The organism is Microbacterium yannicii (genome assembly GCF_024055635.1).
GTDB classification, from domain to species: Bacteria; Actinomycetota; Actinomycetes; order Actinomycetales; family Microbacteriaceae; genus Microbacterium; species Microbacterium yannicii.
The window spans coordinates 162,964-189,939 of the sequence record NZ_JAMXMB010000036.1 but is presented as its reverse complement, the minus strand read 5'-3'; the positions used below and the strand labels follow the sequence as shown (position 1 = coordinate 189,939).

Here is a 26,976-nt window from a genome sequence, read left to right as displayed (position 1 = left end):
TCGAACGAGGAATCCGATGCCTTCGCCTGCACCTCGCCCTGACCGATCGACGAGGCGCCTGGCCGCTCTCGCCGCCGTGGCCGCCGCCTGCGCCGTCGCGTTCACGCCGCTCGCCGCCGCCTCCGCAGCGGTCGTCCCCGACCCCATCACGTTCTCCGCCGACGACGCGGCCCTCTCGCTCGCCCCGATCGGCACCTATGAGACCGGGGCATTCGACCAGTCCGCGGCAGAGATCGTCGCCGCGTACGGCGACCGCCTGTTCGTGGTGAACGCGCTCGCCGGTTCGGTCAGCGTCCTCGACTACTCCGACCCGGCCGCGATCACCGAGGAGTTCGCGCTGAGCTCCCCCGGCGTCGCGAACTCGGTCGCCGTCCGCGCCGACGGCCTCGGCGTCGTGGCAGTGGAGTCGACCACGAAGACCGACGCGGGTCACCTGCTGTTCTTCGACGCGCGCGCGACGGATGCCGCATCCGCCGTGCTCGGCACGGTGCAGGTGGGCGCGCTCCCCGACATGGTCACGATCGTGCCGGACGGCAAGTATGCGCTGATCGCCAACGAGGGCGAGCCGGCCGACGACTTCTCGGTCGACCCCGAGGGGTCGGTCAGCGTGGTCAAACTGCCGAAGCGCATCGCCGCGCCCACGCAGAAGGACGTCAAGACGGCGGACTTCCATGCGTACGAGGTCGGCGGCGGCAAGACGCTGCCGCAGGATGTGCGCGTCTTCGGCCCGCAGCCGCACGGCGACGACCACCCGGTGAGCCGCAACCTGGAGCCGGAGTACATCGCCGTGGACGGCAACAACGCCTATGTGGCACTGCAGGAGGCGAATGCGATCGCCGTCGTGCAGATCCCCAGCGCACGGGTCACCGACATCCTGCCGCTCGGCGCGAAGGACCTCGGCCTCGCCGAGAACGCGCTCGACCCCAGCGACAAGGACAAGGCGTTCGCGCTGCGCAGCTACCCCGGACTCAAGGGGCTGTTCATGCCCGACGGCATCCAGTCCTACACCGCGGGCGGCAAGACCTACCTGGTCACCGCGAACGAGGGCGACGCCCGCGAGTGGGGCGAGTACAGCGAGGTCTCGCGTGTGAAGGACCTGGCGAAGAACGGCCGAGGTGCGGTGTGCGCCACGAGCCCGCTCGCCGCGTCGCTCGGCGACGCCGCACTCGGCCGCCTGAACGTCACGATCGAGGACGGCTTCGATGCCGCTGCCGGCTGCTACAGCGAGCTGTATGCGTTCGGCGGCCGGTCCTTCTCGATCTGGAGCACCGACGGCACGCTCGTCTTCGACTCCGGCTCGCAGTTCGAGCAGCTCACTGCGGCGGCGATCCCCAGCTTCGTGAACTCGAACCACACGGCGTCGAACTTCGAGGGGCGCAGCGACGACAAGGGCCCGGAGCCCGAGGGCGTCGCGATCGGGAAGGTGCAGGGCCGCACGTACGCCTTCATCGGCTTCGAGCGCGTCGGCGGCGTCGCCGTGTTCGATGTCACCGACCCCGCGGCATCCCGTTTCGTCACCTACGTCAACAACCGCGACTTCTCTGTCTCGGTCGAGGACGGCGGCGACCTGGCGGCTGCCGGCGATCTCGGACCCGAGGGCGTCGCCTTCATCCCCGCCGCCGCTTCGGCGACCGGCACGCCGCTGCTCGCCGTCGGCAATGAGGTCTCGGGCACGACCACGCTGTTCGAGATCACCGCGCTGGTCGACTGAGGCCGGAGGGATCCGGCTGCACCGATCGAAAGGGCGGCTCCCGCATGGGAGCCGCCCTTTCGCGATTCCGGATGCCGCGGCTCAGGCGTCGGCGTGCGCGTGAGTCTCGGCGGGCTCGGCGTCGGCGTCGGCGGCGGCGTCGGGCCAGACCATGAACGGTCGCAGCTCGAGCTGACCGTTGCGTGCCATCGGGTGCCGCGAGGCGATCTCGATCGCCTCGTCGAGGTCCTCGACCTCGAGGATGTCGAAGCCGCAGATCACCTCGGACGTCTCCACGTAGGGGCCGCGCGCGGTGAGCACCTTGCCGCCGCGCACCTTCACGACGGTGGACTCGGTCTGCGGAGCCAGCACCTCGCCGATGACGCGCTTGCCGCTGGCGTCGAGCGGGTCGACCCAGAGGTCGACGTCGGAGTCGTCGGTTTCGACGTCGGGCTCGAGCGAGGTGACGACGAACATCATGTACTTCATGGTCTGATCCTTCCGTTGCGGGCGGGCCGGCGCGAGCCTCACTCGGGTCGTCGGACGGGGTCGCCCGATGTCGACACTTCGCTCGAGATTCTTTTTTCGGGTTGCCGCCGACGTTCGGCGCACCAGCATCATCCTTTGGGCTGACGGTGATCCGACCCGCGGTGGACGCGGCGCGACGGGCGCGTCCGTAGCGTCGAAGCATGGCCAGCACCACCACCTCCGTCCCCATCGCCCGGCGCCGCGAGCTGCCACCCGCGGCAGCGCTGCTGCTCACGATCGCCGGCAACATCCTCGTCCTCGGGATCGCCGCCGTCGCGGTGGCCGGCGTCGCGGTCGCCGCGGTCGCGGTGTTCGGTCCGGCCGTTCTCGCCGCGCTCTGACCACCTGTCGAACGCGTCCGCCCCGCGCTAGCCTGCCGATGTGACCGAGCGCGCCGTCCCGATCCTCCTCAGCCGCGACCTTCGTGAGACCCTCGGCTTCTTCGAGAGGCTGGGGTTCGAGAATCGCGGAGCGCCTCCCGAGGAGTGGGGCTACCTCATCGTCGGGCGCGGCACCGCGGAACTGCATTTCACCGAAGACGCCACCGTGGACCCGCTGCGCACCTCGTCGATGTGCTATCTCTATGTCGACGACGCGCAGCGCCTGTTCGAAGAGTGGGAGAAGGAGGTCGTGCCCGACCCGGCCACCGGCAGCCGCATCGTCGCCCCGGTGAGCACCGACTACGGCATGCGGGAGTTCGCCGTGGTCGACCGCAGCGGCAATCTGGTCCGCGTCGGCAGCCCGCTCTGACTCCGCCCCGGCGCTATGCTCGCGCCATGACGGACGTCGCGACGAAGCCCCGGCCCGGAACGAGCCTGAGAGGCTTCTCGGCCCCCATCCTGCTGATCGGCGGTCTCATCATCGTGCCGACGGCGCTCAGCCTGCTCAACACCAGCTCGTCGGCGCCCGATGACGCGGCGTACGTGCGCATGGCTTTCTCGGCCGTGGCGGGGGCGACTCTCGCCATCGCCACGGTGCTGGGACTGCTGGTCGACCGCATCATCCGGCGTGCGACCGTTTCGACGATCGCGATCTTCGCCGTGATCGCCCTCTTCGTGGTGCCCTACGAACTCGGCGTGATCTCCAGCGCCGCCGAGCAGCTTCTCGTCCGTCTGAGTCTGTGAGGCTGCGCCGCTCGCTCGCGACCGCCGGGCTCGTCACTTCGGCCGCGATGACTCTGCTCGCGGTCGCGGGATGCGGCGACGGCTCGGGGAGCGACGGCTCCGCAGCGCAGGACACAGAGCAAGGCATCCCCGATGACTGGGACGGCCCCGTCCCCGATCCGCTCACCGGTCAACCGGCCGCGGGCTGGATCGACGACGACGAGTTCGCGGTCATCACCATGGGCAGCGGCAGCTGCCCGCCCGTCCCCTCCGAGCCGGAGGTGACGAGTCCGGGTGAGATGCGCATCGAGTTCGGCCCATCACCCAACGAGGTCTGCACCGCGGACATGTCGCCCACCACCCACGTCTTCACGCTGCCCGCGGAGCTGATCGACCGTCCCATCACCGTCACGATCGCCTACACCGACTACGACGAGATGTACGAGCTCGAGCTTCCGTAGCCACCGGTCCGGCGCCCGCCCGCCGCGCGACGAGCGAGCGCCGGAGTCGTCAGCGGCGCTGAGGCTCGACCAGCACCACCGCAGTGCGCGCCGGCACCGTGATCGTGCCGGTGGACGCGTCCCACGTCGTGGTCTTCGCGACGGGGTCGGAGCCGCGGGCGAGCGCCGGCGTCAGCGAGAACTTCCGGCCGCTGAGCTCGGCGACCGTCTGCGTCGTCGGCTCGGTGCCCGCGTTGAACACCACCAGTGCGCCCTTCAGCTTCGGGTCGACATCCTTGCCCACGAGGTCGTCGACGAGCATGACGACCACGCCGGGTGCGGCATCCGTTCCGCTGTTCGGGAAGGAGACCTTCTGCTCGATCAGCGACGCCGACCCGAGACGCAGGAGACCCACCTCGTCGCGCACCCGCAGCAGGTCGAGAGCGGATGCCTCGGCCGTGGCGATGTCGGAGGCGCCGGGCTTGTTGGCCGGGTTCGCCAGCAGCGGCTTCATGATGCCCCAGTTGTCATCGTTGTCGGCGGCCGGTGGCAGCCCCGAGCCGAACGTGGACTGCTGTCCGGTCCAGTCGATGCGGTTGAACCAGTCGCCCGAGTTGTAGCTGTTGCGGTCGAGCGACTTGGAGCGCAGCAGCTCGGTGCCCGCGTGCCAGAACGACGGCGTCTGGGCGTAGGTCGTCGTCGCGAGCGACAGGGTGTTCATGCGCACTCGGTCGGCCATCGGTGTGTCGGCCGGCAGCTTCATCACCGACAGGTCGTACAGCGTCTCGTTGTCGTGCGCGTCGACATAGGTGATGATCTCGTCGGGCTGCTCGGCGTAGCCGGCCGGCGAGCCGCGGTAGTCGAGCTCGTCGCCCGCCTTCACGGTGCCGTCCGATGCGGTCAGCGTGTAGTCGCGCAGGTTGCCCGCGAGACCCAGCTTGAGCAGGTCGGTCTGATGCGCGAGATCCGCGAGAGCCTGTTCGGTGGTCCCGTTGATCGGCACGCCGTTCGGGTCGGTGCCGAGACCGGTGCCGAAGCCCTGCTGCTGGATCGTCTCGCCGGCGACAGGGCTGCCGCCGTGCACGGCGTCGCGCAGCCGGTCGCTGAACGTGCCGATGCCGGTGCCGCCCAGCTGCCCCTGCGTGGCCTGCTCGAAGAGGGCGTTGTTCGCCACCTCGCCGAAGTTCCAGCCCTCCCCATAGAGGTAAATCGACTTTCCGTCGACGCCGTCCTTCTTGAGGGTCAGCTTGTCGAGGGCGTGGCGGATCGCCAGCATGTTGGCCTTCGAGTGGTGGCCCATGAGGTCGAAGCGGAAGCCGTCGACCTTGTACTCGCGCGCCCACAGCACGACCGAGTCGACCATGAGCTTCTGGGCCACCTCGTGCTCGGTGGCCACGTTCTGGCAGCAGGTCGAGGTCTCGACCGCGCCCGCGGCGTTCAGGCGCTGGTAGTAGCCGGGCACGACTTGGTCCAGCACCGAGGTGTCGGCCCGTCCCGACGCGGAGGTGTGGTTGAACACCTGGTCGAGCACGACCTGCAGGCCCATGCCGTGCAGCGCGCCGACCATCGACCGGAACTCGGCGACGCGTGCGCCGCCCTCGGGATCGACGGCGTACGAGCCCTCGGGCACCGAGAAGTGGTACGGGTCGTAGCCCCAGTTGAAGCCGTCCGTGTCGGCGACGGCGGCGATGCACGCCTGCTGCTGGTCGCTGTCGGCGGGCAGCGACGCGAGGTCGCAGTCCGGCGTCTGCTGCTGGGAGCGGTCCTCCTCGATCGTGGCGATGTCGAACGTCGGCAGCAGGTGCACCGTGTTGATGCCGGCGTCGGCGAGCTGGCGCAGCTGCGCGGTGCCTGCGCTGGCGCGCGTGAAGGCGCGATAGGTGCCGCGTTCCGCCTCGGGCACCGTGGTGTCGCCGATCGAGAAGTCGCGCACGTGCAGCTCGTAGATGGCGCGATCGACCGGCCGGGCCACGACGGGCGCCCTGGTCTTCTCCCAGGCCTTCGGGCGCCAGTCCTTGTCGTCGAGGTCGATCGCCACCGACCGCTCCGAGTTGGTCGTCAGCGCGACCGAGTACGGGTCGGTGACCTGGTTGGTCTCGATCTTCCCGGTGGTCGGCGCGTAGACGACGACCTCCCACAGGTACTCGTCGCCCGTGAGCGACTTCCTGCCCTTCACGGTCCAGATTCCGGATGCCGCATCCCACGTCGCCTCGTGGCGCACCGGTTCCGCAGCCGGGGTCCCGGTCGACGCGTCCCACGTGAGCAGCGTCGCGCGCTGCGCCGTCGGCGCCCAGAGGCGGAACCTCGGCTTGTCCTTGGCGAACGTCACCCCGAGGTCGCTGTCGGCGACGGCGTCGGCGTACAGGTCGTCGAGCACGCCGGCCGTCTGCACGCCGGTGAACGCGGCGAGCGCCCCACCTGCCGCCCGCTGGGCGACCATGAGCTGACCGGTCAGCAGGTCGGCGGCCGCCTCTCGGGAGACGTCGTCGACGTGCAGCGCCACCGCGCCGGCGAGGGCCGGAAACCGCTCCTTCTGCGCGTCGGTGAGCCCACCGTCGATGGGGCTCAGCGTGATCGGGTCGGAGCCGCCGGTCACCTCGCGGTCAGCCGAGAGGCCGAGCGAGGCATCCGCGGCACCGAACAGCTGCCATGTCGCCTCGGCCACCGGGGCACCGAGGTCGGCCGGCCATGCGATGGTCTCGGCATCGATCCACTGCGCGCGCAGCTCGCCGGTGCCGGCGAGCGGCGGGTCGCTGGCCTTCACGGTCAGCACGTGCGTCTCGAGGTCATAGCGGAACGTCACCACCTTGCCGGTGCTGGCACTGAACGAGATGTTCGCTCCGCCGGGGGCGCCGCCGGCGCCGTAGTTCTCGCTCCAGCTGCGGTTGTGCATCACCTTCACCTCGTACGAACCGGTCGGGAGGTCGTCGGTGGTGAACTGGAAGACGCCGTCGCCGTCACGGTCGAACATCATGGTGGCGAGGCAGTCCGGAGCCCAGTCGCCCGCGCACCCCACCTCGCTCTGCAGCGAGCCGGGCAGCGTGATGACGGGGCCGTCGGCCGTCGAGCGGATGTTCTTGGTGCGGGGGTCGAAGAAGAACGTGATCGGGCCGCCCGCATGGGTGAGGACGATGTTGGACCCGTTTTGGGCGCCGCCGGCGCCGTAGTTCTCATCCCACTTCTTCTCGGTGGCGACCTTGTACTCGTACGTCCCGGGCGCAAGGTTCTCGAGCGCGAGCGTCCAGATGCCGTCGACCTTCGTCATCTGCACGGCGGCGCAGTCCGGCTGCCAGTCTCCGGGGCACCCGGCCTCGTCGTTGAAGCTGCCGGCGACGCTCACCGCGCCGTACGCGGTCGGCGTCTGAGGCTCCGGCTCCTCCGGCTCCTCGGGCGTCTCGTCGACGCCCAGGCTGACGCGGTTGCCCACTGACGCATAGGTCGAGGCGGCGGCGTGGTGGCCCGCGGCATCCGTCGTCACCGCGCGGTACTCGACCAGCGTGCCGGCGGCGAGGCCGTCGACATCGTGGAAGACGCCGGGCGCGGTGTCCTCGGCCGTGCCGAGGGCGTGCCACTCGTCGGATCCGACGACGCGCCACGCGAAGCTCGTCTCCTGCCACGTCGCGGGCTGCGCAGAGGTCGCGTCGATGTCGACCCCGATCGCCGCCGAGCCCGTCAGTCCGGCCCCGGCCGCCGGCACCGACACGCTGATCGCGGACGCCTCCGCGCGGGAGGTGACGATCCGGTCGGCGCGATACACGACGGCCGAGAGGGCCGGCACGGTGACGGATGCCGCGGCCGCGGCATCCGTCGAGATCGCCGTGGTGGTGCCGTAGACAGGCGCGAACGACGCGTCGGCGGTGAGGGTCGTCACGTCGACCGTCTTGTCGGCGGTGGTGTTGTTGAGGGCGACGAGGTATTCGACCTTGTCGTCGCGGTCGACGCGCGAGAAGGCGTACACGCCGGCGCCGTCGTCGGCGTAGCGCTCGATCTGGGCACCGGTCACGAGGGTCGGGTGCGCCTCGCGCAGGGCCGCGAGCTCGGCGATGTGCGTGTAGATCGGCGCCGAGGTGTCGTAGCGGTCGACCGACCCGGCCGTCGTGCCGTCGATGAGGCTCTGGCTCTGGTACGACGGCACCTCGCTCGCGAAGAGCGACTGGCGGGCGTCCTTGTCGCCACCGGTTCCGGCGAAGCCCTGCTCGTCGCCGTAGTACACCACCGGCTGGCCGCGACCGAGGAACATCAGGTCGTGCGCCAGGAGGTCGCGCTGGGCAGCGTGGTCGGCGTCCTTGAGGAAGAAGCCCGCACGGCCCATGTCGTGGTTGCCGAGGAACGTCGGCAGCGCCGTGGCCGACGAGTGCGGGGTCGTGTAGTGGTCGTCGCCGGCGTAGACGTTCTGCAGCAGCGCGGCCGAGCCGCCCTTCGCGAAGGAGGTGGCGCCGCTCTGGAAGGTGAAGTCGAGCACGCTCGACATGTCGGTCTGGCGCACATACGGCGAGAGCTTGACCGGGTCGGCGTCGTAGACCTCGCCGAACATGAAGAAGTCGGGCTTCTTCGCCACCGTGCGGGCGTAGTCGAGCACCTGGGTCGACCACTGCTGCCAGAACTCGAAGTTCACGTGCTTCGCAGTGTCGATGCGGAAGCCGTCGATGCCGAGGTCGATCCACTGCTCGTAGACGTCGACGAACCCGTTCACGACGGTGGGGCTCTCGGTCATGATGTCGTCGAGGCCGTCGAAGTCGCCGTATGTGACCGACTCGCCCGCCCACGTCGAGTTGCCGCGGTTGTGGTAGATCGTCGGGTCATTCAGCCACGCCGGCACCTTGTGGTCCTTGTCGGCGTCGGCGACCACCGGTGTGTACGGGAACGACGTGGCCGGGTCGAGCGCCGGGAACGTGCCGGTGCCCGCGTAGGTGTGCGGGTCGAACGCGGCGCCCTGGGCGTCCGTGTAGGGCGAGGTCGCCTGGTCGATGTAGCCGTACTGCTTCTCGGCGTAGTCGATCACATCGGCGGTGTGGTTCGTGATGATGTCGAAGTAGACCTTGATGCCCTTGGCGTGCGCCTCGGCGATGAGCGCCTCGAGCTCGGCGTTGGTGCCCAGGTGCGGGTCGATCTGCGTGAAGTCGGTGATCCAGTAGCCGTGATAGCCGGCGCTCACGTTGGCGCCGACCCCCTGCACCGGCTTGTTCTTGAAGCTCGGCGTGAGCCAGATGGCGGTGGTGCCGAGGTCGTCGATGTAGTCGAGCTTCTCGCGGAGGCCGGCGATGTCACCGCCGTTGTAGAACCCCTTGTCGGCCGGGTCGAAGCCGGTCGTCAGGCGGTCACCGGTCAGTCCCCCTGCGTCGTTGGAGGCATCGCCGTTCGCGAAACGGTCGGTCATGACGAAGTAGAACTGCTCCTGGCTGCCCGGCTGGCGCACCGGCGGCGCGACCAGCGCGTCGTCGTCGGCGGTGTAGCCGGCGCGCAGGCTCTGCACCGCGACGCCCACGCGATGCGTGGCGTCGTCGAAGAGGAACCGCAGGTGCGCGGGGCCGGCGACCGTGAGCGGGACGTTGTCGGTGCCGCCGTTCAGCCCGTACGACTCGTCCCACGCGTCGTTGACCGCCACCTTGTACTCGTACGTCCCGGCGGGCACCTCGAACTCGGCGGCGTAAACGCCGGTCGCGTCTGTCGCCGCGAGGTCGGTGGCGGCGCATTCGGGCTGCCAGTCGGCCGAGCAGCCGAGCTCGGACTGCAGGCTTCCGACGAGCGCGAACGTGCGCTCCGCCGCGGCGGCGGGGGCGATGGCGACCGCTCCCCCGGTGAGGACGAGGGCGGCCGCGACAAGGGCGGCGGCCGCGATGCGGGCACGGGGACGGGTCGACTTCGACACGGAAGCTCCTGGGGTGGGGCGGTGGGCACGCCGGCGTGCCCATGGTGCAGTGTGCCGCCGACACTAACAGCGAGATCGCAGGAACTGCAAGCGCTTACACCATGAGAACGCTTTCATCTGGCGGATGCCGCTGCTCGCAGCATCCGCTCGGCCACTGTTGTCGCAACCGCTTGCATTGCCCAGGCCCCGCAATGCGCGGCGGCGCCGAGGACCCGCAGCTGCGCGAAGGAAACCGCACCGGGAACGGCCGCGGTGCCGCTGGGATGCCTAGGCTGAGGTCATGACGGAGGCACCCGATCCGCGAGCGTGCCCGACGTGCGGCGATCCCCTGAGGTTCGAGATCCTCGACGACGAGCGCTTCCTCGTCGCATGGTCGTGTGTGAACTGCGGCCTGATCCGCACGACGGAGCCGGCCTGACCAGCGACCGGGGCTGCGCTCACTCGGCCAGCCGGGCTTCGCGCGCCTCGCGGCGCGTGAGCGGGGCGGCCCCGGCCCCGGCCCCGGCGGGCACGCGGATGCCGCCGGTGTCGATGTCGACCGGTGCTCCGGCCTGATTCGCGGCCCGCTGCGCCGAGAGCGCCGCGTCGTCGTCGACCGCCTCCTGCAGTGCGGACTTCGCACGCAGCGGCGGCGTCTTGAAGAACAGCGAGAGCACGAAGGCGATGATCACCACCCACATCGCCACCCAGTACACCGACACCGCCGAGTCGTTGAAGGCCACCAGCAGCGGCTTGCTCAGTCGCGGGTCGGCGCCCACCAGGAACGAGGTGTCGTCGATCGTGCTGTTGTCGATCTGCGAGTCGCCGCCGCCGTCGGCGAACTGGTCGAGCAGCGTCGGCACCAGCGTGCCGACGAACTCGGCGCGCTCGTCGGCGTCGGAGAAGTCCAGACTCACCTGTCCGTCATCCGAGACGCGGGCGACCGGCACCTGCTTCTGCATCTCGGTCAGCGCCGCCTGCTGGGCCTGAGCCACGGCCGCCTCGGTCGCCGCCGCCTGTTGCTCCGCAGGGATCTGCCCGGCCTCGACCTGGTCCGCCACCGCCTGGGTGGCGGCATCCGTCGCCTGATCCATGACCTCCTGCAGCTTCGCCGTGGTCGCGTCGGTGGTCTCCGTGACGATGGGCGTGTAGATCTTCGCCATGATGTCGGCGTTCTCGGGCGCCGCGGCGACCTCGGGGTCGAACGCCGCGTCGAGCGCCGACGTCAGGGTCGCCTCGTCGGCGAAGGAGACCTGGATGTTCTGCGGCATGAGCGCGAACATCAGCGACAGGAGGACGGCGGTGCCGAGGGTGCCGCCGATCTGGCGGAAGAACGTCGAGGAGCTGGTTGCCACGCCCATGTCGCGGAGGCCCACCGAGTTCTGGCTCGCAATGGTGAGGGTCTGCATCAGCTGGCCGAGCCCCAGGCCGATCAGCAGCATGCCGCCCGCCATGAACCAGTACGACGTGTCGTACTGCAGATGCGTCAGCCAGAAGAAGCCGATCGACAGGAACGCCGTGCCCAGGATCGGGAAGATGCGGTAGCGCCCGGTGCGGGAGATGATCTGGCCGCTGCCGATCGAGGCGATCATCATGCCGAGGATCATCGGCAGCATCTGCAGACCGCTCTCGGTCGGCGTCGAGCCGAGCACGAGCTGCAGGTACAGCGGGATCGTCAGCATCGCTCCGAACATGCCGAACCCGACGAAGACGCCGATCACTGTCGCCATCGAGAACGTCGACGAGCGGAACAGCTTCAGGGGGATGAGCGCGTCGTCCTTCATGACGGCCTCGACGATGATGAACGCGATGACCCCGAGGCCGCCGACGATGTAGCACCCGAAGGCGAGCGGCGAGTCCCAGCCCCATTCGCGGCCCTGCTCGGCGACCAGCAGGAGCGGCACGAGCGCGATGATGACGGTGGTGGCACCCCACCAGTCGATGCGCACCGAGTGAGGGGGCCGCTTCGGGATGTGCAGGAACCGCACCACGATGCCCAGCGCCACGAGGCCGATCGGCACGTTGATGAGGAAGACCCAGCGCCAGCCGGCGATCCCGAGGATCTGGTCGGCACCGGCGAACAGTCCGCCGATGAGCGGCCCGAGGAGGCTCGAAACGCCGAAGACCGCCAGGAAGTAACCCTGGTACTTGGCGCGCTCGCGGGGCGCGAGGATGTCGCCCATGATCGCGAGCGGCATCGACATGAGGCCGCCGGCGCCCAAGCCCTGCACGGCACGGAAGGCCGCCAGTTCGAGCATCGAGGTGGCGAACGCGGCCAGGATCGACCCGATCACGAAGATGACGATGGCGATGATGAACAGCGGCCGCCGGCCGAAGATGTCGGAGAGCTTGCCGTAGATCGGCGTCGAGATCGTCGAGACGATCAGGTAGGCCGTGGTCACCCAGGCCTGCTGGCTGAGACCGTGCAGGTCATCGCCGATCGTCCGGATCGCCGTGCCCACGACGGTCTGGTCGAGTGCCGACAGGAACATGCCCGCCATCAACCCGAAGATGACGAACATGATCATGCGGTGGGTCATGATCGGAGCGGCAGTGGCCTCGGACGTGACGCGGGTCTCGGACATGACACTCCCGATATGCGGATCAGCGATGGGGATAGGCGACGCCGTCGTCGTCAGGTCAGGCCCATCGTAGACCGGACGACGACGGCGAGGCCCTTAGAGCCAGTCGACCTCAGAGCCAGTCGACCTCAGAGCCGTTCGATCTCAGAGCCGTTCGATGACAGTGGCGTTGGCCATGCCGCCGCCTTCGCACATCGTCTGCAGGCCGTAGCGGCCGCCGGTCGCCTCCAGGTACGACACGAGCGTGCCGAGCAGGCGCGTGCCCGATGCACCGACCGCGTGGCCGAGGGCGATCGCGCCGCCCCACGGGTTGAGCTTCGCGGGATCGGCGCCGAGCTCGCGCAGCCACGCGAGCGGCACCGAGGCGAACGCCTCGTTCACCTCGTAGGCGTCGAGGTCGTCGACGCCCAGCCCCGTGCGCTCGAGGATACGCCGCGTCGCGGGAATCGGACCGGTCAGCATCATCATCGGGTCGTCCCCGACGACCGCGAACGAGTGGAAGCGCGCCCGCGGCGTCAGGCCGAGCTCGGCGGCCTTCTCCTCGCTCATGATGAGGACGGCGGATGCGGCATCCGTGAGCGGTGACGAATTGCCGGCGGTGATGCGCCAGCCGAGGTCGGGGAACCGGGCGGCGAGCGCATCGGTGCGGAAGGCGGACTTCAGCCCGGCCAGCGAGTCGACGGTCGTCCCAGCGCGCACCGTCTCGTCGAACGCGACAGCATCGGCATCACCGGCGAGCACCGGGATCACCTGCGAATCGAACGCGCCGCGGGTCCAGGCATCCGCCGCCCGCCGATGCGACTCGGCCGAGAACGCGTCGAGCTCCTCGCGGTCGAATCCCCAGCGCTGCGCGATGAGCTCCGCCGACACTCCCTGGTTCACCAGGCCGTCGGGGTAGCGGTGCGCCACGCCCTGCGAGACCGTGCCGCCGTGTGCCGACGAGCCCAGCGGCACGCGGCTCATCGACTCGACGCCCGCAGCGATCACGATGTCGTACGCGCCGGCGATCACGCCCTGCGCCGCGAAGTGCGCCGCCTGCTGGCTCGACCCGCACTGGCGGTCGATCGTCACCGCGGGCACCGTCTCGTCGAAGCCGGCGGCGAGCACGGCCTGCCGCGCGATGTTGAGGGACTGATCGCCGATCTGGCTGACGCACCCCATGAGCACGTCGTCGATCTGCCGGGACTCCAGGCCGCTGCGCTCGAGCAGCGATGTGAGCACTCCGGCGACGAGGTCGACGGGGTGCACCGCGCTCAGCGCGCCCCCGGGCTTGCCGCGCCCGGACGGGGTGCGGACGACGTCGACGATGACTGCGCTGCGCATGATGGCCTCCTCCTCAGAGCCTAAGACGGCCCGGGATGCCGCGGGCCCCGGCATCCGTGTTCAGCCGCGGCCCCGGCATCCGTGATCATCACGGGCCGCGGCATCCGTCATCAGCCGCGCGTGTCAGGCGTCGCGTACGTGCTGCGCTGCTCGATGACCGCGAGCGTGCACCGCGAGATGCAGACGAGCTTGCCGGCCTCGTCGACGATGCGGATCTCCCACACGTGCACACGGCGACCGATGTTGACGGGCGTCACGGTAGCCGTCACCCAGCCCGACGAGATCGGCCGGATGTGGTTGGCGTTGATCTCCTGGCCGACGACGTGGAACCGCTCGCGATCCACGGCGAGGTAGCCGGCCCACGACGCCAGCGTCTCCGCGAGCGCCACGGAGGCCCCGCCGTGCAGCACGCCCGCCGGCTGCACGGTGCGGTGGTCCACCGGCATGCGTCCGACCAGCGCGTCGTCGCGGATCTCGACGATCTCGATGCCGAGGTTCTCGATGAGGGTTGCGTCCGCCATCGCGCCGAGGTCGACGGCGTCCGCACCGTGCCACAGGCTCATCGGGTCAGCCCGCCGCTTCCTCGTCGCGGTCGGCGACGGCGAGGATCGCGGCATCCGGAACATAGCCCTCGATGTGGCGCTCGTCGGGGCCGTTGTACTCCGACAGCGGGCGGATGAGCGCGTTCGAGGCGAGCTGCTCCATGATGTGCGCGGTCCAGCCGGTGACGCGCGCCGCGACGAAGAGCGGGGTGAACGTGAGCCTGTCGAAGCCCATGAGGTTGTATGCCGGGCCAGAGGGATAGTCCAGGTTCGGGTAGATCCCCTTGCGCGACACGAACTCCGACTCGAGGGTGTCGTAGAGCGCGGCCACGTCGGGCCGGTCGTAGTGCTCGACGAGGGTGTCGAGGGCCGCCTTCATCGTCGGCACGCGCGAGTCGCCGCGCTTGTAGACGCGGTGGCCGAAGCCCATGATCTTGCGCTTCTCGGCGAGCGCCTCGTCGAGCCAGGGCCCCACGTTCTCGGCCGTGCCGATCTCGTCGAAGATGTGCAGGACCGCCTCGTTGGCGCCGCCGTGCAGCGGTCCCTTGAGGGCGCCGATGGCTCCCACGACCGCCGAGTAGAGGTCGCTGAGCGTCGAGGCGATGACGCGGCCGGTGAAGGTCGAGGCGTTGAAGGAGTGCTCGGCGTACAGGACCATCGAGCGGTTGAAGGCGTCGACGACGACGGGGTCGGCCTCCTCGCCGAACGTCATCCAGAGGAAGTTCGCCGCGTAGTCGAGGTCGTCGCGCGGCGCGACGGGCTGCTGCCCTCGACGGCGACGCTGACCGTAGGCGACGATCGCGGGGATCACGGCGAACAGCCGGACGCTGCGGGCCAGGTTCTCCTCCGCGCTGCCGCTCACCTCGAGCACCGAGCCGGTGCCGGCGAGGTCGCGCGCCCCGATCAGGCTCACGGCCGTGCGCACCTCGTCCATCGGGTGGGCGTCGATCGGCACGAGGTCGATCGCGGCGCGCACGTCGGCCGGGAGGTGACGGTAGGCCCGCTCGGTGGCGCGCAGCTGCGCCAGCTGCACGTCGGTCGGCAGGTCGCCGTGCCACAGCAGGTACGCGACGGCCTCGAACGACTGCGTCGCGGCGAGCTCCTGCACCGGATACCCGCGGTACAGCAGCGAGTTCGTCTCGGGGTTGACCTTCGAGACCGCCGTGTAGTCGACGACGACGCCCGCGAGCCCCTTCTTGATGTCGGGTTCGGTCATGATGACTGCTCTCCTTCGGGGTGCGGCATGTCCCGGAATCGGTCGTTCCGCAGGTGCGGCAGCGAGTGATCTCGGGACATGCAACGCGAAGTTCGGGACATGGTCAGCGCTGAATCTGGAAGTTGAAGACGTCCTGGTCGAAGTGGTTGTACTGCTCGTAGTCGATGAGGTCGTAGAGGTCGGCCCGGTGCTGCATCTCCCCCAGCTTCGAGGTGAGGTGCCCGTCCTCGATGAGCGTATCGAGTGCACGGGATGCCGCGCCCGTCGCGATCCGCAGCAGCGACACCGGCCAGATGACGATGTTCACCCCGACGTCGCGCAGCTGGTCGACCGAGAACAGGTCGGATTTTCCGAACTCGGTCATGTTGGCGAGGATCGGCACGTCGACGGCCGCCCGGATGGCGGCGAACTCCTCGAGCGTCCGCATCGCCTCCGGGAAGACGGCATCGGCCCCCGCGTCGACGAGCGCCTTTGCACGGTCGGTGGCGGCATCCATCCCCTCCACGGCGCGGATGTCGGTGCGCGCCATGATGAGGAAGTTCGGGTCGCGGCGCGCGTCGGCCGCCGCTCGGATGCGCTTGATCGCGGTGTCCTCGTCGACGACGGCCTTGCCGTCGAGGTGACCGCAGCGCTTCGGGTTGATCTGGTCCTCGATGTGGGTGCCCGCGAGGCCGGCGTCCTCGAGCGTCTGGATCGTGCGCGCCACGTTCATCGGCTCGCCGAAGCCCGTGTCGGCGTCGATGATCGCCGGCAGGTCGGTCATCCGCGCGATCTGCTGCCCACGCCCGGCGACCTCGGTCAGCGTCGTCAGACCGATGTCGGGCAGGCCGAGATCGGCGCTGAGCACCGCGCCCGAGATGTAGACGCCCTCGAAGCCCTTGCGCTCGATGAGCCGGGCGCTCAGCGGGTTGAAGGCCCCGGGGAAGCGCATCAGCTCCCCGGTCGCGAGCCTCTCGCGGAACAGCCGGCGCTTCTCGTGCGCGGGGATGGCGGAATACAGCATCAGTCGTCCTTTCCGAGCCGACCGGAACTCCTCATAGACACGGGCGAAAGCGCTGCGACGTGCGACGGAGCCGCGATCCGCGCCTGATCTTGAGGAGTTGTTGCTGGGCCGCGCATCAGAACAGCCCCTTCGGGGCAGGGGCGCCGGCGAGGACGCCGAAGTCGGCGACGATCGTCAACTGCTGCACCTCTTCGGGGGTGAGTTCGGGCAGCCGCTCGGCGAGGCCGAGGAAGCGCTCGATCTCGCCGGCTGTGAGCACCGGCTCGGCCAGCAGCCGGAACTTGCGCACGTAGTCCTCGCGCGCGAACGGCCGCGCGCCGAGCGGGTGGGCGTCGGCGACCGCGATCTCGTCGACGATGGTCTCGCCATTCGTCAGCCGGATCTCGACGCGCCCGCCGAACGCCTTCTCGTTCGGGTCCTCCGAGTGGTAGCGACGCGTCCACTCGGGATCCTCCGCCGTGGTGATCGTGTGCCACAGCGCGACGGTGTCTTCGCGGCCCGCGCGCGACGGCAGGTACGAGTCGACGTGGTGCCAGCCGCCGTCCTGCAGCGCCACCGCGAAGATGTACGGGATCGAGTGGTCGAGCGTCTCGCGCGAGGCCGTCGGGTCGTACTTCTGCGGGTCGTTCGCGCCCGAGCCGATCACGTAGTGCGTGTGGTGCGACGTGTGCAGCACGATCGACTCGACGTTGACCTCAGAACCCGGTTGCTGAGCCTGTCGAAGCACGGGGTGCTCGCCGTGGAGCTTGCGGGCGAGGTCGATCCAGGCCTGCGCCTGGTACTCGGCCGAGTGCTCCTTCGTGTACGAATCCAGGATGCCGCGCTTGGACTCGCCCGCACCCGGCAGCGGCACCTCGTAGGTGGCGTCGGGTCCGTCGAGCAGCCACGCGATGACGCCGTCCTCGCCCTCGTAGATCGGCGACGGCGACGTCTCGCCGCGCATCGCCCGGTCCACGGCCTCGACCGCCATCTTGCCGGCGAACGCGGGCGCGTGCGCCTTCCACGTCGAGATCTCGCCCTTGCGCGACTGCCGCGTCGCGGTCGTGGTGTGGAGGGCCTGGCCGACGGCCTGGTAGATCGTCTCGACGTCGAGGCCCAGGAGCGTGCCGATGCCGGCCGCGGCCGACGGGCCGAGGTGGGCGACGTGGTCGATCTTGTGCTTGTGCAGGCTGATCGCGCGCACCAGGTCGATCTGGATCTCGTAGCCCGTCGCGAGCCCGCGCACGAGCGCGGCACCGTCGGCGCCGACGTGCTGCGCGACGGCCACGATGGGCGGGATGTTGTCACCCGGGTGCGAGTACTCCGCCGCGAGGAAGGTGTCGTGGTAGTCGAGCTCGCGCACGGCGACCCCGTTCGCCCACGCCGCCCATTCCGGGCTGGTCTTGCGGTCGAGCGCGCACCCGAACACTGTCGCGCCCGAGCCGCCGACCGACACGGCGTGGTCGAGGGCCTGCTGGCGGGCGGCACTCACCGGTGAACGGGTGAGGGATGCCGCGGCCACCGCCGCGTTGTCGATCACACGGTTGATGATCATGTCGACCACGTCCTCGTCGACCGCCACCGGGTCGGCGGCGATCTCGGCGATGTGCCAGGCGAGCTGCCCCTCGCGCGCGAGGTTCTCGTCGCTGCGGTGGACGCGGAGGTGGTGGATGACGGTCATGACCGGCCTTTCACTGGTGCAGGCCTTCGACGGGCTCAGGGAACCGATCGGTCGCGGGGACCGGGGTGTTCGCAGCGCCGGCCGCGGCCGCGGGGGCCGTGCCGGTCGCCGAGCCTGTCGAAGCGCGGAGGGACTCGAGGATGCTGTGGAGCGCGTTGTGCAGGTGCACGTGCGTGGCGTGGGCGGCGAGGTCCGCGTCGCGCGCGCCGATCGCGGCCGCGATCAAGCGGTGCTCGGCGACCGATGCGGCAAGCCGGGCGGGATTGTCGCGCGCCAGCCGTCGCACGCGCACGAGGTGCGTGCGCACGGTGCGCAGTGCGGCCGTCAGGTAGTCGTTGGCGACCGCCGCGTCGAGTGCGAGGTCGAAGCGCTCGATGAGGGCGTAGTAGGCGTCGGTGCCGTCCGCGCTGCGGGAACGGTCGGCGGCGTCCGCGGCATCCGTCTCCGCGGTTGCGAGGTCGACGCGCGCGAACGAGTGAGCGAGCTCCGAGAAGGCGGCGGCATCGCCCCGCTCGGCGGCGAGACGGGCGGCGGACTCCTCGAGGGCGCGACGCACCTCGAAGATCTCGCGGATGTCACCCGCGTCGATCGCCGTCACCACGGTCACACGCGGCGACTGCTGGGCGACGAGCCCGTCGGCGGCGAGGCGGCCGAGCGCTTCGCGCAACGGCGTGCGGCTGACGCCGAGCCGGGCGGCCTGCTCGACCTCTCCGAGGACGGCGCCGGGGCGCAGGACTCCGGACTGGATCTCGTCGAGGAGGGTCGCGTACGCGCGGTCGCTGGCCCGCATCCGCATCACCTCCTCGTTCCACACCTCGGCCAGTGTATACATAAGCGGGCCGCAGCGCACCGTCAACGCGAACTACGGGCACCAAGGTATACAACGTCGGCGCGATCGTGAGGAAAGCGTGAGGAATATTCAGGAATTTGTGAAATCGGCGTAGCCTCAGCGCCATGTCCACGATCATCCGCACCAGCGGCCTCACCAAGCACTACGGCCGCGTCCACGCCCTCGACGGGCTCGACCTCAGTGTCGACGAGGGTCAGATCCACGGGTTCCTCGGACCCAACGGAGCCGGCAAGTCCACCACGATCCGCGTGCTCCTGGGGCTCGCGCGCAAGACGGACGGCGAGGCATCCGTCTTCGGTCAGGATCCGTGGCGCGACGCCGTGGCGCTGCATCGCCGCATCGCGTATGTGCCGGGCGATGTCAGCGTGTGGCCCAACCTCTCGGGCGGCGAGGCGATCGACCTGATGGCACGGCTTCGCGGCGCCTCGCGGCACGACCCGGCCTATGCGGCGCAGAAGGAGCGTCTCATGGAGGCGTTCCAGTTCGACCCGCGCAAGAAGGGCCGGGCCTACTCGAAGGGCAACCGCCAGAAGGTCGCACTCATCGCCGCCTTCGCGGTGCCGGCGGATCTGTACATCCTCGACGAGCCGACGAGCGGCCTCGATCCCCTCATGGAGGTCATGTTCCGCCACGAGATCGCGCGCGTGCGGGCGGCAGGCGCCACCGTGCTGCTCTCGAGCCACATCCTGTCGGAGGTCGAACAGCTCTGCGACCGCGTGTCGATCATCCGCTCCGGCCGCATCGTCGAGGCGGGCACGCTCGCGGAGCTCCGCCACCTCACTCGCACCGAGGTCTCGTTCCAGGGGACGGATGCCGCGTCCATCGCCGGCATCCCGGGCGCCCACGACGTCGTGGTCGAGGAGGGCCGCATCAGGTTCACGGTCGACAGCGACGCCGTGACATCCACGCTCCCCGCGCTCGCCGCACGTGACGCGGCCGGCTTGCGCATCGCGCCGGCCTCGCTCGAGGAGCTCTTCCTGCGCCACTACGGCGACGAACTGGCCGAGATGGACGGAACCGGGCGATGACGCGATTCCTCGCCCTGCTCGGTCAGCGCATCCGGCGGGACTGGGTGCAGGTGCTGCTGTGGGCGGTCGGCACCGGCCTGCTGGCCTACGCGTCGTACGTCGGCGTGGCCGACTCCTACGGCACCGAGCAGGACCGCACCTCGCTGCTCGCCGCCGCTCTCGCGAACCCGGTGATCCTGCTGTTCCGCGGCCTGCCTTCGGGCGCCGATCAGGGCGCCTTCATGGTCTTCCTGATCTTCCCGTGGCTGGCCATGCTCGCGGCGTTCATGAGCACGTTCCTCGCCGTGCGGCACACCCGGGGCGACGAGGAGTCCGGCCGCGCCGAGCTGGTCGCCGCGACTCCGGCCTCGCGCACGCTGCCGTTCGTCGCCACCGCGGTGCACGGCCTGCTCGCCAACCTGCTGCTCGGGGCGCTGACCGCCGGGGCGTTCGTCGCCGTCGGCCTCGGCGTCGAAGGGTCGCTCCTTGCGGGCGCGGCCGTCGGCGCGGTCGGCGTGACGTTCCTCGGCGTGGGGCTCGTGGCGGCGCAGCTCATGCGCACGTCGCGCGGAGCGAACTCGCTCGCCGTCTGGACGCTCCTCATCACGTTCGTGCTCGCGGGGATGGGCAACGCGATCGGCACGCCGAGCGACGACCTCACCCGCATGGAGAGCTCGTGGCTCACCTGGGTCTCCCCCTTCGGATGGGGCGAGAACACGCGGGCCTTCGACGAGAACCTGTGGTGGCCCGTCGTGCTCTGCCTCGCCGTAGGCCTCGTGCTGGCAGCGGTCTCGGCGGTGCTGGTCTCGGCCCGCGACCTCGGCGGAAGCTTCATCGCGGAGCGGCCGGCACGAGCGGATGCCTCCGCTGCCCTCTCGACCCCGACCGGCCTCGTCTGGCGCCTCACGCGGGGCGCGGTCATCGGCTGGACGGTCGGCGGCCTGCTCGTCGGCATCCTCTCGACCTCGCTCGCCTCGATCGTGCAGGAGATCGGCGCCGCCAACCCGTCGGTCGAGGAGATCCTGCAGCAGATCTCCGGCGAGGGCAGCCTGGAGCAGGGGACGGTGGCCACCTTCTTCACCATGCTGGGCATCCTCGCCGCATGTGCGGCGGTGCAGGTGGTGTGCCGTGCCCGGCAGGAGGAGGCGCACGGCACGGCCGAGCCGCTGCTCGCCGCGCCGGTCGGCAGGGTGCGGTGGCTCGCTGACTACCTCGTCGTGGCCGTCCTCGCCATCGTGCTCGTGATCCTTGCCGCGATCGGCGGCGCGGCGATCGGCATCGCGTCGCAGGACGGCGACATGGACCTCATGCGCACGGTCCTCGTGACCGGGGCAGGGCAGGTGGCCGCGGCATCCGTCTTCCTCGTCCTCACGGCGCTCGTGTTCGTCCTCCTCCCCCGGCTGACGATCCCCGTGGGCTGGACGCTGGTCGTCATCGGCATGATGCTCGGTCTCTTCGGCCCGCTGTTCCAGTTCCCTGACTGGCTGGTGCACCTCTCGCCCATCGCCGTCACCCCCCTCCTGGACGGGGACGACATCGACGTGCGCGGGCTGTGGTGGCTGCTGCTCGCGACCGCCGCCGGCGCCGTGGCCTCCCTCGGGCTGATGCGCCGTCGCGAACTGGAAGCGGGAGGATAGTCATCGAAGGGGGCGATGTGACCAGCGAGCATCCCGGCGTCGACGCCGCCGAGCAGGCGGCCGCGATGCTGACCGGCGCCGGCATGGCGCGCATGCCCGCACGCGTGATGATGGCCCTCGTCGGCTCACCCGACGAGGGCTACACCGCGGCCGAGCTCGGCGACCGCCTCGGAGTGTCGGCCGCGGCGGTGTCGGGGGCGGTGCGATACCTGGTGTCTATGCGGCTGATCCAGCGGCTGTCGCGGCCCGGTGACCGGCGCGACCGTTACGACCTGACCGACGACGCGTGGTCGGGGATGATCACGGCGAACGCTCCGCTCTACTCCGCGCTCGCCGGCCACATCGACCGCATCGCCGATGCAAACGACGGCGCGCCGGCATCCGTTGCGAGAGCGCGCGACGTCGCCGACTTCCTGAGGTATCTCGCGGAACGGATGCCGCACCTCGCGGCAGAATGGCGGGCCGAGCGCTCCTCGGGCGCACGGTAGCCTTGCCCGAGTGACTGACACGACCCCCTACATCGTTGCCACCGACGGAGCCTGCAAGGGCAACCCCGGGCCGACGGGGTGGGCGTGGGTCGGCGAGGACGGGCACTGGGCCGCCGGGGCCATCCCGCTCGGCACGAACAACGTCGGCGAGCTGATGGGTCTTCTCAAGGCGATCGAGGACCACGCCGACATCGAGAACCTCGTGGTGCAGGCCGATTCGAAGTACGCCATCGACACCTACACGAAGTGGATGGACGGCCACCGCCGCCGCGGCTGGAAGACCTCGACCGGCGCGCCGACGAAGAACGTCGACATCCTGGAGCAGCTGATCGTCGCGCGCGACGCCCGCCGCGCGGCCGGTCTGCCCGACGTCGTGCTCGAGCACGTCCGCGGGCATTCGGGCCACGTGCTCAACGCGTGGGCCGACGAGCGCGCCGTCCGAGCCTCGGAGCATGCGGCGAAGGGCACGGCGAGCGCGTGGTCGTCGCTGGGCGCGCAGGACCGCATCGACGTCTCGACGCGCCCCAAGAACGGCCGCTGAGCTCGCAGCCGCCCGCGGCACTCCTGCCGGGCCGCGTCGACAGTTGCCGAACGTCGGCGATCTGCCCGCGATCGGACGCTTCGGGCCGACAAACCCGTATTCCGGCGGATATCCGAGTCACGGCGGCGGCGGGCGACTCGCGACCGACGCCCGCATCGAGCTCAGAGCTGCGCCCGGTACTCCCGCCACGCCACGCCGAGCCGTCGCACGCCCTCCTGCAGCTGCGCCTCCGGTGCCGTGTAGGGAACGCGGATGTGGTCGTCGTAGGTGATGGATGCCGTGAACTCGGTGCCGCCCGCGACCGCCACGCCGCGCATCGAAGCGATGCGGGAGAGCGCGGTCGCCGATCCCCTGGGCAGCCGCGCCCAGACCGCCAGCCCGCCGCGCGGCGGTGTCACCTCCCATTCCGGCAGGTGCTCCGCCATCGCGGCGATCAGCTGCGCGGATGCGACCGCGTGCGTCTCGCTCACGGAGCGCCGCAGCGCCCGCGCCTCGTCGACGAGGTCGAGGGCGAGGAGCTGAGCCGGAACGCTGGTCGACTGGTCCACGAGCTGGCGCAGCGCCCGCAGCCGGCGCACCAGCACCGGATCGGCGCGCAGCCAGCCGACGCGCAGCCCTGACCAGCACCACTTCGACAGCGAATCGGCGACGATGATCGGGGCGTCCGGGCGCAGGGCGGCGAGCGTCGGCGGCACGACGCCGTCGAACGAGACGTGCGCCAGCACGCGATCCTCGAGCACCGGCACGCCGTACTCCGCTGACAGGTCGGCGATCCGCTGCCGGCCCGCCGCCGGCAGGCGGGTGCCCGTCGGGTTGTGGTGGTGCGGGTTCACCGCGACGAGCACCGGACGCAGCGCGACGATCGCCGCCTCGAGCTCGTCGACGTCGATGCCGTCGGGGCCGATCGTCACGCCGTGCACGCGCCCCCCGCGCCGGCGCACCGAGTCGGCGAGACCGGGCCAGGTGACCGACTCGGTGAGCACGACATCGCCGGGTGAGACGAGTTCGTCCACGACGAGGCTGATGGCCTGCTGGGCGCCGTGCGTCACGAGGATCTGAGCGGCGGTCGCCGGCGTGCCCTCCTCCTCGAGCAGCGTGGCCAAGCGCGCGCGGAGGACCGGCAACCCGGCGGGGTCGGTCTCGGCCAGCGTCACCGGATCGAGGGTCGGGGCGTGCGCACGCACGATGTCGAGGGCCAGCGACGGCATCGCCGGCACGGCGCGGAGCAGGTCGATGCCCGACGGCAGGGCCGAGAACAGGCTCTCCCCGCGGGCGGTGCGCTCCCGCGTCGGCAGCGGACCGCCGAGGTGCCCGGCGACACGGGTGCCGCTGCCCTGCCGCCGCTCGACGAGCTCCTCCTCGCTCAGCAGCGCGTATGCCGCGACCACGGTGCCGCGCGAGACCGAGATGGCGGCGGCGAGCGCTCGCTCCGCCGGCAGGCGGTCGCCGGAGCGCAGTTCGCCGCCGTGGATGAGCGCGGCGATCGCCTGCGCGAGCTGGACCGTGAGGGTGCCATCGCCGTGCGCCCATCGGCCGAGGCGACCGGCCAGCCGGGAAGCCTCGACGGCGCCGCCGAGTGCCACCCGATGGTCCACCAGCCGCTCATTGGCCCTGTGAACAGTCGTCATAGCATCGCATTCTGGTCCAATGTTCACGTCAGACGCCACCGCATCCGTCACGATCGGGCCAGTTTCACCGGATTGGACCATCGACCAGCTCGTCGAGTGGATCGGCGCCGACGACGTCCGCTCACACGACGAGGCGCTCAGGGCCCTGCTCACCGCGGTCTTGGCCGGCCTCGCACCGGACGCCGCGTCGGCCCTGACCCCCCGCTCCCCCGTCGCGCTCGTGCGCGCGGTCGCCTCACACCTCCGTGCGGCGCCGGCACTGCGTGATGTCCGGCTCCGGGATGTCGCGGGCGACGCGATCGCTGTCGCGCCTCGACCCGTCGGCCCGGCGACCACCGGCCGCCGCGCGCCCACGCCGGCCGCGGCATCCGTCCGCCGCCCGCGGCTCCGGCTCACCTGAGCCCGCGGACCTCCGGCTCACCCGCGCCGGCGCACACGCGCGAGCGCTGCAGTTCCCGGCGACCGCGGCGTCTCGCGATGGCGCGGTCGCCGGAAACTGCCGCGTTCGCTCGCCGACCGCGTCAGCGACTCGCCTGATCGCGGGCACCACGCCGGCCGCGGCATCCGTCCACCGCCCGCGTCTGCGGCTCACCTGAGCCCGCGGGCGGGCAGGCCTGCGACTCACCTGCGCCGGCGCACACGCGCGAGCGCTGCAGTTCCCGGCGAGCGCGGCGTCTCGCGATGGCGCGGTCGCCGTAAACTGCCGCGTTCGCTCGCCGACCGCGTCAGCGACTCGACTAAGCGCGGGCGCCACGCCGGCCGCGGCATCCGTCCGCCGCCCGCGGCTCCGGCTCACCTGAGCGCGCGCGCGACCGCGGGTCAGCTCTCGGTGGTGCCCTCGTACAGCCCGATCGCGTTGCCGTCCGGGTCGCCGATGACCGCCCACCAGCTCGTGGGCGAGATCTGGTTCTTCTCCATCAGCACCGTGCCGCCGGCATCCAGCGCCGCGGCGACCGTCTCATCGATGGAGTCCACCTCGACGTACGAGCGAGGCTGGGTGAAACCCTCCTCGCGAGGCGCGAGGCCGCCGCCCGAGATCTGGTTCGGCGCCCGCCACATCGGGTAGCCCTCGAAGCCGGGCAGCTCCGCGATCTGCCAGCCGAACAGTCCCGAGTAGAACTCGGACGCTCTGCCGAGATCCGTGACGGGGATGTCGATGTGCGTGATGTCGCCGTGAGCCATGGTGGTTCCTCTCGTGCGGATCCGACCCGGTCAGTCTCCGCCGCCCGCGCCCGACCCACAAGAGCCCGCGAGAGTGCGGCGGGGGGACGGGGGGCGAGGTCGACGGGATCACGGGGACGACGGCGGGGACGCCTCGGCGAGGTGCGCCTCGAGCGCGTCGACGGCGGGACGCTGGCCCTTCACGAGGCGCTCGCGGGCGGCATCCGGGCTCGTCCACTCGACGCGGTCGACCTCGGGGAACGACGCCGTCCGCCCCGACCGCGGCGGCCACTCCAGCTCGAACTCGCCGAACACGAGATCATCGAGCGAGAAGCCGGTCCCATCGGCGACGAACACCGTCACCCGCTTGCCTGACGAGTAGGCGAACGTGCCGAGCTCGGCGTACGGCGGCTCGGGCGGGTCGACGCCGAGCTCCTCGCGGAACTCGCGGCGCGCGGCATCCAGCGCGCTCTCGTCGCCTTCGGCGAACTCGCCCTTCGGGATCGACCAGGCGCCGGCATCCTTGCTCGCCCAGAACGGCCCGCCCATGTGTGCAAGGAGCACCTCGAGGTCGGGCGCGAGCCGATAGAGCAGGATGCCGGCGCTGGTGATCACGGTCGTCTGCCGGAGCGTCAGACCACGCGGGTCTTCGGGGAGACGGTGTAGGTGTCTTCGGCGTCGTCGTACACGACACCCGACAGGGCGGCGTCGATGGCGGCCATGGTATCGGCGTCGAGCACGACGCCCGAGGCCTTGACCGTGTCGGCGAGCTGCTCGGGACGTGATGCCCCCACCAGCGCCGAGGCGACATTCTTGTTCTGCAGCACCCACGCGATGGCGAGCTGCGGCATCGAGAGGCCCGCCTGCTCGGCCACCGGCTTGAGCGCCTGGACCGCCTCGAGCACCTCGTCGCGCAGGAAGGACTTGATGAATCCCGCGCCGCTCTTCTCGTCCGTGGCGCGCGAGCCTTCGGGCACCGGCTGACCGGGCAGGTACTTGCCCGACAGCACGCCCTGCGCCATCGGCGACCAGACGATCTGCGAGATGCCGAGCTCTTCCGACGCCGGCACGACCTTGCCCTCGATGACGCGCCAGAGTGCCGAGTACTGCGGCTGGTTCGAGATGAGCTGGATGCCGTAGCTCTTGGCGAGCGCGTGACCCTCGCGCAGCTGCTCCGCCGTCCACTCCGACACGCCGATGTAGAGCGCCTTACCCTGGCGGACGACGTCGGCGAACGCCTGGAACGTCTCTTCGAGCGGCGTCTCGTAGTCGAAGCGGTGCGCCTGGTAGAGGTCGACGTAGTCGGTGCCGAGACGCTTCAGTGACCCGTTGATCGACTCGAAGATGTGCTTGCGGCTGAGGCCGGTGTCGTTGGGGCCCTTGGGGCCGGTCGGGAAGTAGACCTTGGTGAAGACCTCGAGCGATTCGCGACGCTGACCCGTGAGCGCCTTGCCGAGGACTTCTTCCGCCACCGTGTTGGCGTACACGTCTGCGGTGTCGAAGGTGGTGATCCCGGCGTCGAGTGCCGCGTGGACGGTGGCGATGGCGGCCGAGTCGTCGACCTGCGAGCCGTGCGTGACCCAGTTGCCGTAGGTGATCTCACTGACTTTGAGACCGCTGTTTCCGAGGTACCGGTAATTGACCATGGGAAAACGCTACCTGCCTCAACGGGGTCGCCGGCGCGATCCCGCTCCGCCGACGCCGTAAGCCGGCGGGCGATGACAGGCCG

General features: G+C 70.5%; 24 protein-coding genes. 11 read left to right on the top strand and 13 right to left on the bottom strand.

The features are described from left to right. Window positions 1-16: 16 nt before the first annotated feature. Window positions 17-1,711, top strand: a complete 1,695-nt coding sequence (locus tag NCG93_RS15370) for a choice-of-anchor I family protein (protein ID WP_194412639.1) — start codon at window positions 17-19, stop codon at window positions 1,709-1,711. A gap of 81 nt (window positions 1,712-1,792) precedes the next feature. Here the strand turns inward: NCG93_RS15370 and NCG93_RS15365 are convergent, their stop codons facing one another. Further along, window positions 1,793-2,179, bottom strand: coding sequence for a YciI family protein (locus NCG93_RS15365; RefSeq protein WP_194412638.1), 387 nt, complete (start codon window positions 2,177-2,179; stop codon window positions 1,793-1,795). Window positions 2,180-2,379: 200 nt separating this feature from the next. On the opposite strand from NCG93_RS15365, the gene NCG93_RS15360 reads away from it, so the two are divergent. The 4 genes from NCG93_RS15360 to NCG93_RS15345 are packed head-to-tail and all read left to right on the top strand — an operon-like array spanning window position 2,380 to window position 3,782. Continuing rightward, window positions 2,380-2,559 carry a hypothetical protein gene (locus NCG93_RS15360; RefSeq protein WP_194412637.1) on the top strand — a complete coding sequence of 60 codons (180 nt, stop codon included), beginning with the start codon at window positions 2,380-2,382 and terminating at the stop codon, window positions 2,557-2,559. A gap of 40 nt (window positions 2,560-2,599) precedes the next feature. After that, on the top strand, window positions 2,600-2,968 hold the full coding sequence (locus NCG93_RS15355) for a bleomycin resistance protein (RefSeq protein ID WP_194412636.1): 369 nt from the start codon (window positions 2,600-2,602) through the stop codon (window positions 2,966-2,968). Window positions 2,969-2,994: 26 nt separating this feature from the next. Then, complete coding sequence (locus tag NCG93_RS15350) at window positions 2,995-3,342, top strand: hypothetical protein (protein WP_194412635.1); 348 nt, start codon at window positions 2,995-2,997, stop codon at window positions 3,340-3,342. After that, window positions 3,339-3,782 (top strand): hypothetical protein, encoded by a 444-nt coding sequence (locus tag NCG93_RS15345; RefSeq protein ID WP_194412634.1) that lies wholly within the window; start codon window positions 3,339-3,341, stop codon window positions 3,780-3,782. Before NCG93_RS15350 ends, NCG93_RS15345 begins: the two co-directional genes overlap by 4 nt. A 49-nt stretch (window positions 3,783-3,831) precedes the next feature. On the opposite strand, the gene pulA is transcribed toward NCG93_RS15345, so the two are convergent. Beyond that, window positions 3,832-9,630 (bottom strand): pullulanase-type alpha-1,6-glucosidase, encoded by a 5,799-nt coding sequence (gene pulA / locus NCG93_RS15340; RefSeq protein WP_194412633.1) that lies wholly within the window; start codon window positions 9,628-9,630, stop codon window positions 3,832-3,834. A 280-nt stretch (window positions 9,631-9,910) separates the two neighbouring features. On the opposite strand from pulA, the gene NCG93_RS15335 reads away from it, so the two are divergent. Next, a complete protein-coding gene (locus NCG93_RS15335) occupies window positions 9,911-10,048 on the top strand; it encodes a hypothetical protein (RefSeq protein WP_194412632.1) in 138 nt (45 codons plus the stop codon). A 19-nt stretch (window positions 10,049-10,067) separates the two neighbouring features. Here the strand turns inward: NCG93_RS15335 and NCG93_RS15330 are convergent, their stop codons facing one another. The 7 genes from NCG93_RS15330 to NCG93_RS15300 all read right to left on the bottom strand — a co-directional run bounded on the left by NCG93_RS15330 (window position 10,068) and on the right by NCG93_RS15300 (window position 18,725). After that, on the bottom strand, window positions 10,068-12,194 hold the full coding sequence (locus NCG93_RS15330) for an MDR family MFS transporter (RefSeq protein WP_194412631.1): 2,127 nt from the start codon (window positions 12,192-12,194) through the stop codon (window positions 10,068-10,070). Window positions 12,195-12,335: 141 nt separating this feature from the next. Next, window positions 12,336-13,514 carry a thiolase family protein gene (locus tag NCG93_RS15325; RefSeq protein WP_194412630.1) on the bottom strand — a complete coding sequence of 393 codons (1,179 nt, stop codon included), beginning with the start codon at window positions 13,512-13,514 and terminating at the stop codon, window positions 12,336-12,338. A 110-nt stretch (window positions 13,515-13,624) separates the two neighbouring features. Next, window positions 13,625-14,077 (bottom strand): hotdog fold thioesterase, encoded by a 453-nt coding sequence (locus NCG93_RS15320; protein ID WP_194412629.1) that lies wholly within the window; start codon window positions 14,075-14,077, stop codon window positions 13,625-13,627. A gap of 4 nt (window positions 14,078-14,081) precedes the next feature. After that, the gene (locus NCG93_RS15315; RefSeq protein ID WP_194412628.1) at window positions 14,082-15,272 is read right to left on the bottom strand and encodes a bifunctional 2-methylcitrate synthase/citrate synthase; all 1,191 of its coding nucleotides are present in this window, start codon (window positions 15,270-15,272) and stop codon (window positions 14,082-14,084) included. 103 nt (window positions 15,273-15,375) lie between these two features. Next, on the bottom strand, window positions 15,376-16,275 hold the full coding sequence (prpB, locus tag NCG93_RS15310; RefSeq protein ID WP_194412627.1) for a methylisocitrate lyase: 900 nt from the start codon (window positions 16,273-16,275) through the stop codon (window positions 15,376-15,378). Window positions 16,276-16,390: 115 nt separating this feature from the next. Next, window positions 16,391-17,935, bottom strand: coding sequence for an MmgE/PrpD family protein (locus NCG93_RS15305; RefSeq protein WP_194412626.1), 1,545 nt, complete (start codon window positions 17,933-17,935; stop codon window positions 16,391-16,393). 10 nt (window positions 17,936-17,945) lie between these two features. Continuing rightward, window positions 17,946-18,725, bottom strand: a complete 780-nt coding sequence (locus NCG93_RS15300) for a GntR family transcriptional regulator (protein WP_194413732.1) — start codon at window positions 18,723-18,725, stop codon at window positions 17,946-17,948. 164 nt (window positions 18,726-18,889) lie between these two features. Between NCG93_RS15300 and NCG93_RS15295 the strand changes: the two genes are divergently transcribed. From NCG93_RS15295 to NCG93_RS15280, 4 genes are read left to right on the top strand one after another with little or no spacing between them, the layout of a single operon-like run. Further along, window positions 18,890-19,813, top strand: coding sequence for an ABC transporter ATP-binding protein (locus NCG93_RS15295; protein WP_194412625.1), 924 nt, complete (start codon window positions 18,890-18,892; stop codon window positions 19,811-19,813). Continuing rightward, window positions 19,810-21,429, top strand: coding sequence for an ABC transporter permease (locus tag NCG93_RS15290; protein ID WP_194412624.1), 1,620 nt, complete (start codon window positions 19,810-19,812; stop codon window positions 21,427-21,429). Before NCG93_RS15295 ends, NCG93_RS15290 begins: the two co-directional genes overlap by 4 nt. Before the next feature lie 17 nt (window positions 21,430-21,446). Continuing rightward, the gene (locus NCG93_RS15285; RefSeq protein WP_252787573.1) at window positions 21,447-21,917 is read left to right on the top strand and encodes a GbsR/MarR family transcriptional regulator; all 471 of its coding nucleotides are present in this window, start codon (window positions 21,447-21,449) and stop codon (window positions 21,915-21,917) included. 10 nt (window positions 21,918-21,927) lie between these two features. Further along, window positions 21,928-22,458 carry a ribonuclease H family protein gene (locus tag NCG93_RS15280; protein ID WP_194412623.1) on the top strand — a complete coding sequence of 177 codons (531 nt, stop codon included), beginning with the start codon at window positions 21,928-21,930 and terminating at the stop codon, window positions 22,456-22,458. A 161-nt stretch (window positions 22,459-22,619) separates the two neighbouring features. Here the strand turns inward: NCG93_RS15280 and NCG93_RS15275 are convergent, their stop codons facing one another. After that, window positions 22,620-24,086 carry an aminotransferase-like domain-containing protein gene (locus NCG93_RS15275; RefSeq protein ID WP_194412622.1) on the bottom strand — a complete coding sequence of 489 codons (1,467 nt, stop codon included), beginning with the start codon at window positions 24,084-24,086 and terminating at the stop codon, window positions 22,620-22,622. A gap of 19 nt (window positions 24,087-24,105) precedes the next feature. Here NCG93_RS15275 and NCG93_RS15270 point away from each other — a divergent pair, with 19 nt between their 5' ends. After that, the gene (locus NCG93_RS15270; RefSeq protein ID WP_194412621.1) at window positions 24,106-24,486 is read left to right on the top strand and encodes a hypothetical protein; all 381 of its coding nucleotides are present in this window, start codon (window positions 24,106-24,108) and stop codon (window positions 24,484-24,486) included. 419 nt (window positions 24,487-24,905) lie between these two features. Here the strand turns inward: NCG93_RS15270 and NCG93_RS15265 are convergent, their stop codons facing one another. The 3 genes from NCG93_RS15265 to NCG93_RS15255 all read right to left on the bottom strand — a co-directional run bounded on the left by NCG93_RS15265 (window position 24,906) and on the right by NCG93_RS15255 (window position 26,893). Then, window positions 24,906-25,268: a VOC family protein gene (locus NCG93_RS15265; RefSeq protein WP_194412620.1), complete on the bottom strand. Its 363-nt coding sequence runs from the start codon at window positions 25,266-25,268 to the stop codon at window positions 24,906-24,908. Between the two features lie 108 nt (window positions 25,269-25,376). Then, a complete protein-coding gene (locus tag NCG93_RS15260) occupies window positions 25,377-25,862 on the bottom strand; it encodes an NUDIX hydrolase (RefSeq protein WP_194412619.1) in 486 nt (161 codons plus the stop codon). A gap of 17 nt (window positions 25,863-25,879) precedes the next feature. Next, entirely contained in the window at window positions 25,880-26,893 is a 1,014-nt protein-coding gene (locus tag NCG93_RS15255) for an aldo/keto reductase family protein (protein ID WP_194412618.1), read from the bottom strand. Between the last annotated feature and the right edge of the window lie 83 nt (window positions 26,894-26,976).

What these genes read in the sequence shown, in the direction of transcription:
- NCG93_RS15370 (WP_194412639.1), top strand. Translation starts at nt 17, where the DNA reads ATGCCTTCGCCTGCACCTCGCCCTGACCGATCGACGAGGCGCCTGGCC.
- NCG93_RS15365 (WP_194412638.1), bottom strand. Translation starts at nt 2,179, where the DNA reads ATGAAGTACATGATGTTCGTCGTCACCTCGCTCGAGCCCGACGTCGAA.
- NCG93_RS15360 (WP_194412637.1), top strand. Translation starts at nt 2,380, where the DNA reads ATGGCCAGCACCACCACCTCCGTCCCCATCGCCCGGCGCCGCGAGCTG.
- NCG93_RS15350 (WP_194412635.1), top strand. Translation starts at nt 2,995, where the DNA reads ATGACGGACGTCGCGACGAAGCCCCGGCCCGGAACGAGCCTGAGAGGC.
- NCG93_RS15335 (WP_194412632.1), top strand. Translation starts at nt 9,911, where the DNA reads ATGACGGAGGCACCCGATCCGCGAGCGTGCCCGACGTGCGGCGATCCC.
- NCG93_RS15330 (WP_194412631.1), bottom strand. Translation starts at nt 12,194, where the DNA reads ATGTCCGAGACCCGCGTCACGTCCGAGGCCACTGCCGCTCCGATCATG.
- NCG93_RS15325 (WP_194412630.1), bottom strand. Translation starts at nt 13,514, where the DNA reads ATGCGCAGCGCAGTCATCGTCGACGTCGTCCGCACCCCGTCCGGGCGC.
- NCG93_RS15320 (WP_194412629.1), bottom strand. Translation starts at nt 14,077, where the DNA reads ATGAGCCTGTGGCACGGTGCGGACGCCGTCGACCTCGGCGCGATGGCG.
- NCG93_RS15315 (WP_194412628.1), bottom strand. Translation starts at nt 15,272, where the DNA reads ATGACCGAACCCGACATCAAGAAGGGGCTCGCGGGCGTCGTCGTCGAC.
- prpB (WP_194412627.1), bottom strand. Translation starts at nt 16,275, where the DNA reads ATGCTGTATTCCGCCATCCCCGCGCACGAGAAGCGCCGGCTGTTCCGC.
- NCG93_RS15305 (WP_194412626.1), bottom strand. Translation starts at nt 17,935, where the DNA reads ATGACCGTCATCCACCACCTCCGCGTCCACCGCAGCGACGAGAACCTC.
- NCG93_RS15300 (WP_194413732.1), bottom strand. Translation starts at nt 18,725, where the DNA reads ATGCGGGCCAGCGACCGCGCGTACGCGACCCTCCTCGACGAGATCCAG.
- NCG93_RS15295 (WP_194412625.1), top strand. Translation starts at nt 18,890, where the DNA reads ATGTCCACGATCATCCGCACCAGCGGCCTCACCAAGCACTACGGCCGC.
- NCG93_RS15290 (WP_194412624.1), top strand. Translation starts at nt 19,810, where the DNA reads ATGACGCGATTCCTCGCCCTGCTCGGTCAGCGCATCCGGCGGGACTGG.
- NCG93_RS15275 (WP_194412622.1), bottom strand. Translation starts at nt 24,086, where the DNA reads ATGACGACTGTTCACAGGGCCAATGAGCGGCTGGTGGACCATCGGGTG.
- NCG93_RS15270 (WP_194412621.1), top strand. Translation starts at nt 24,106, where the DNA reads ATGTTCACGTCAGACGCCACCGCATCCGTCACGATCGGGCCAGTTTCA.
- NCG93_RS15265 (WP_194412620.1), bottom strand. Translation starts at nt 25,268, where the DNA reads ATGGCTCACGGCGACATCACGCACATCGACATCCCCGTCACGGATCTC.
- NCG93_RS15255 (WP_194412618.1), bottom strand. Translation starts at nt 26,893, where the DNA reads ATGGTCAATTACCGGTACCTCGGAAACAGCGGTCTCAAAGTCAGTGAG.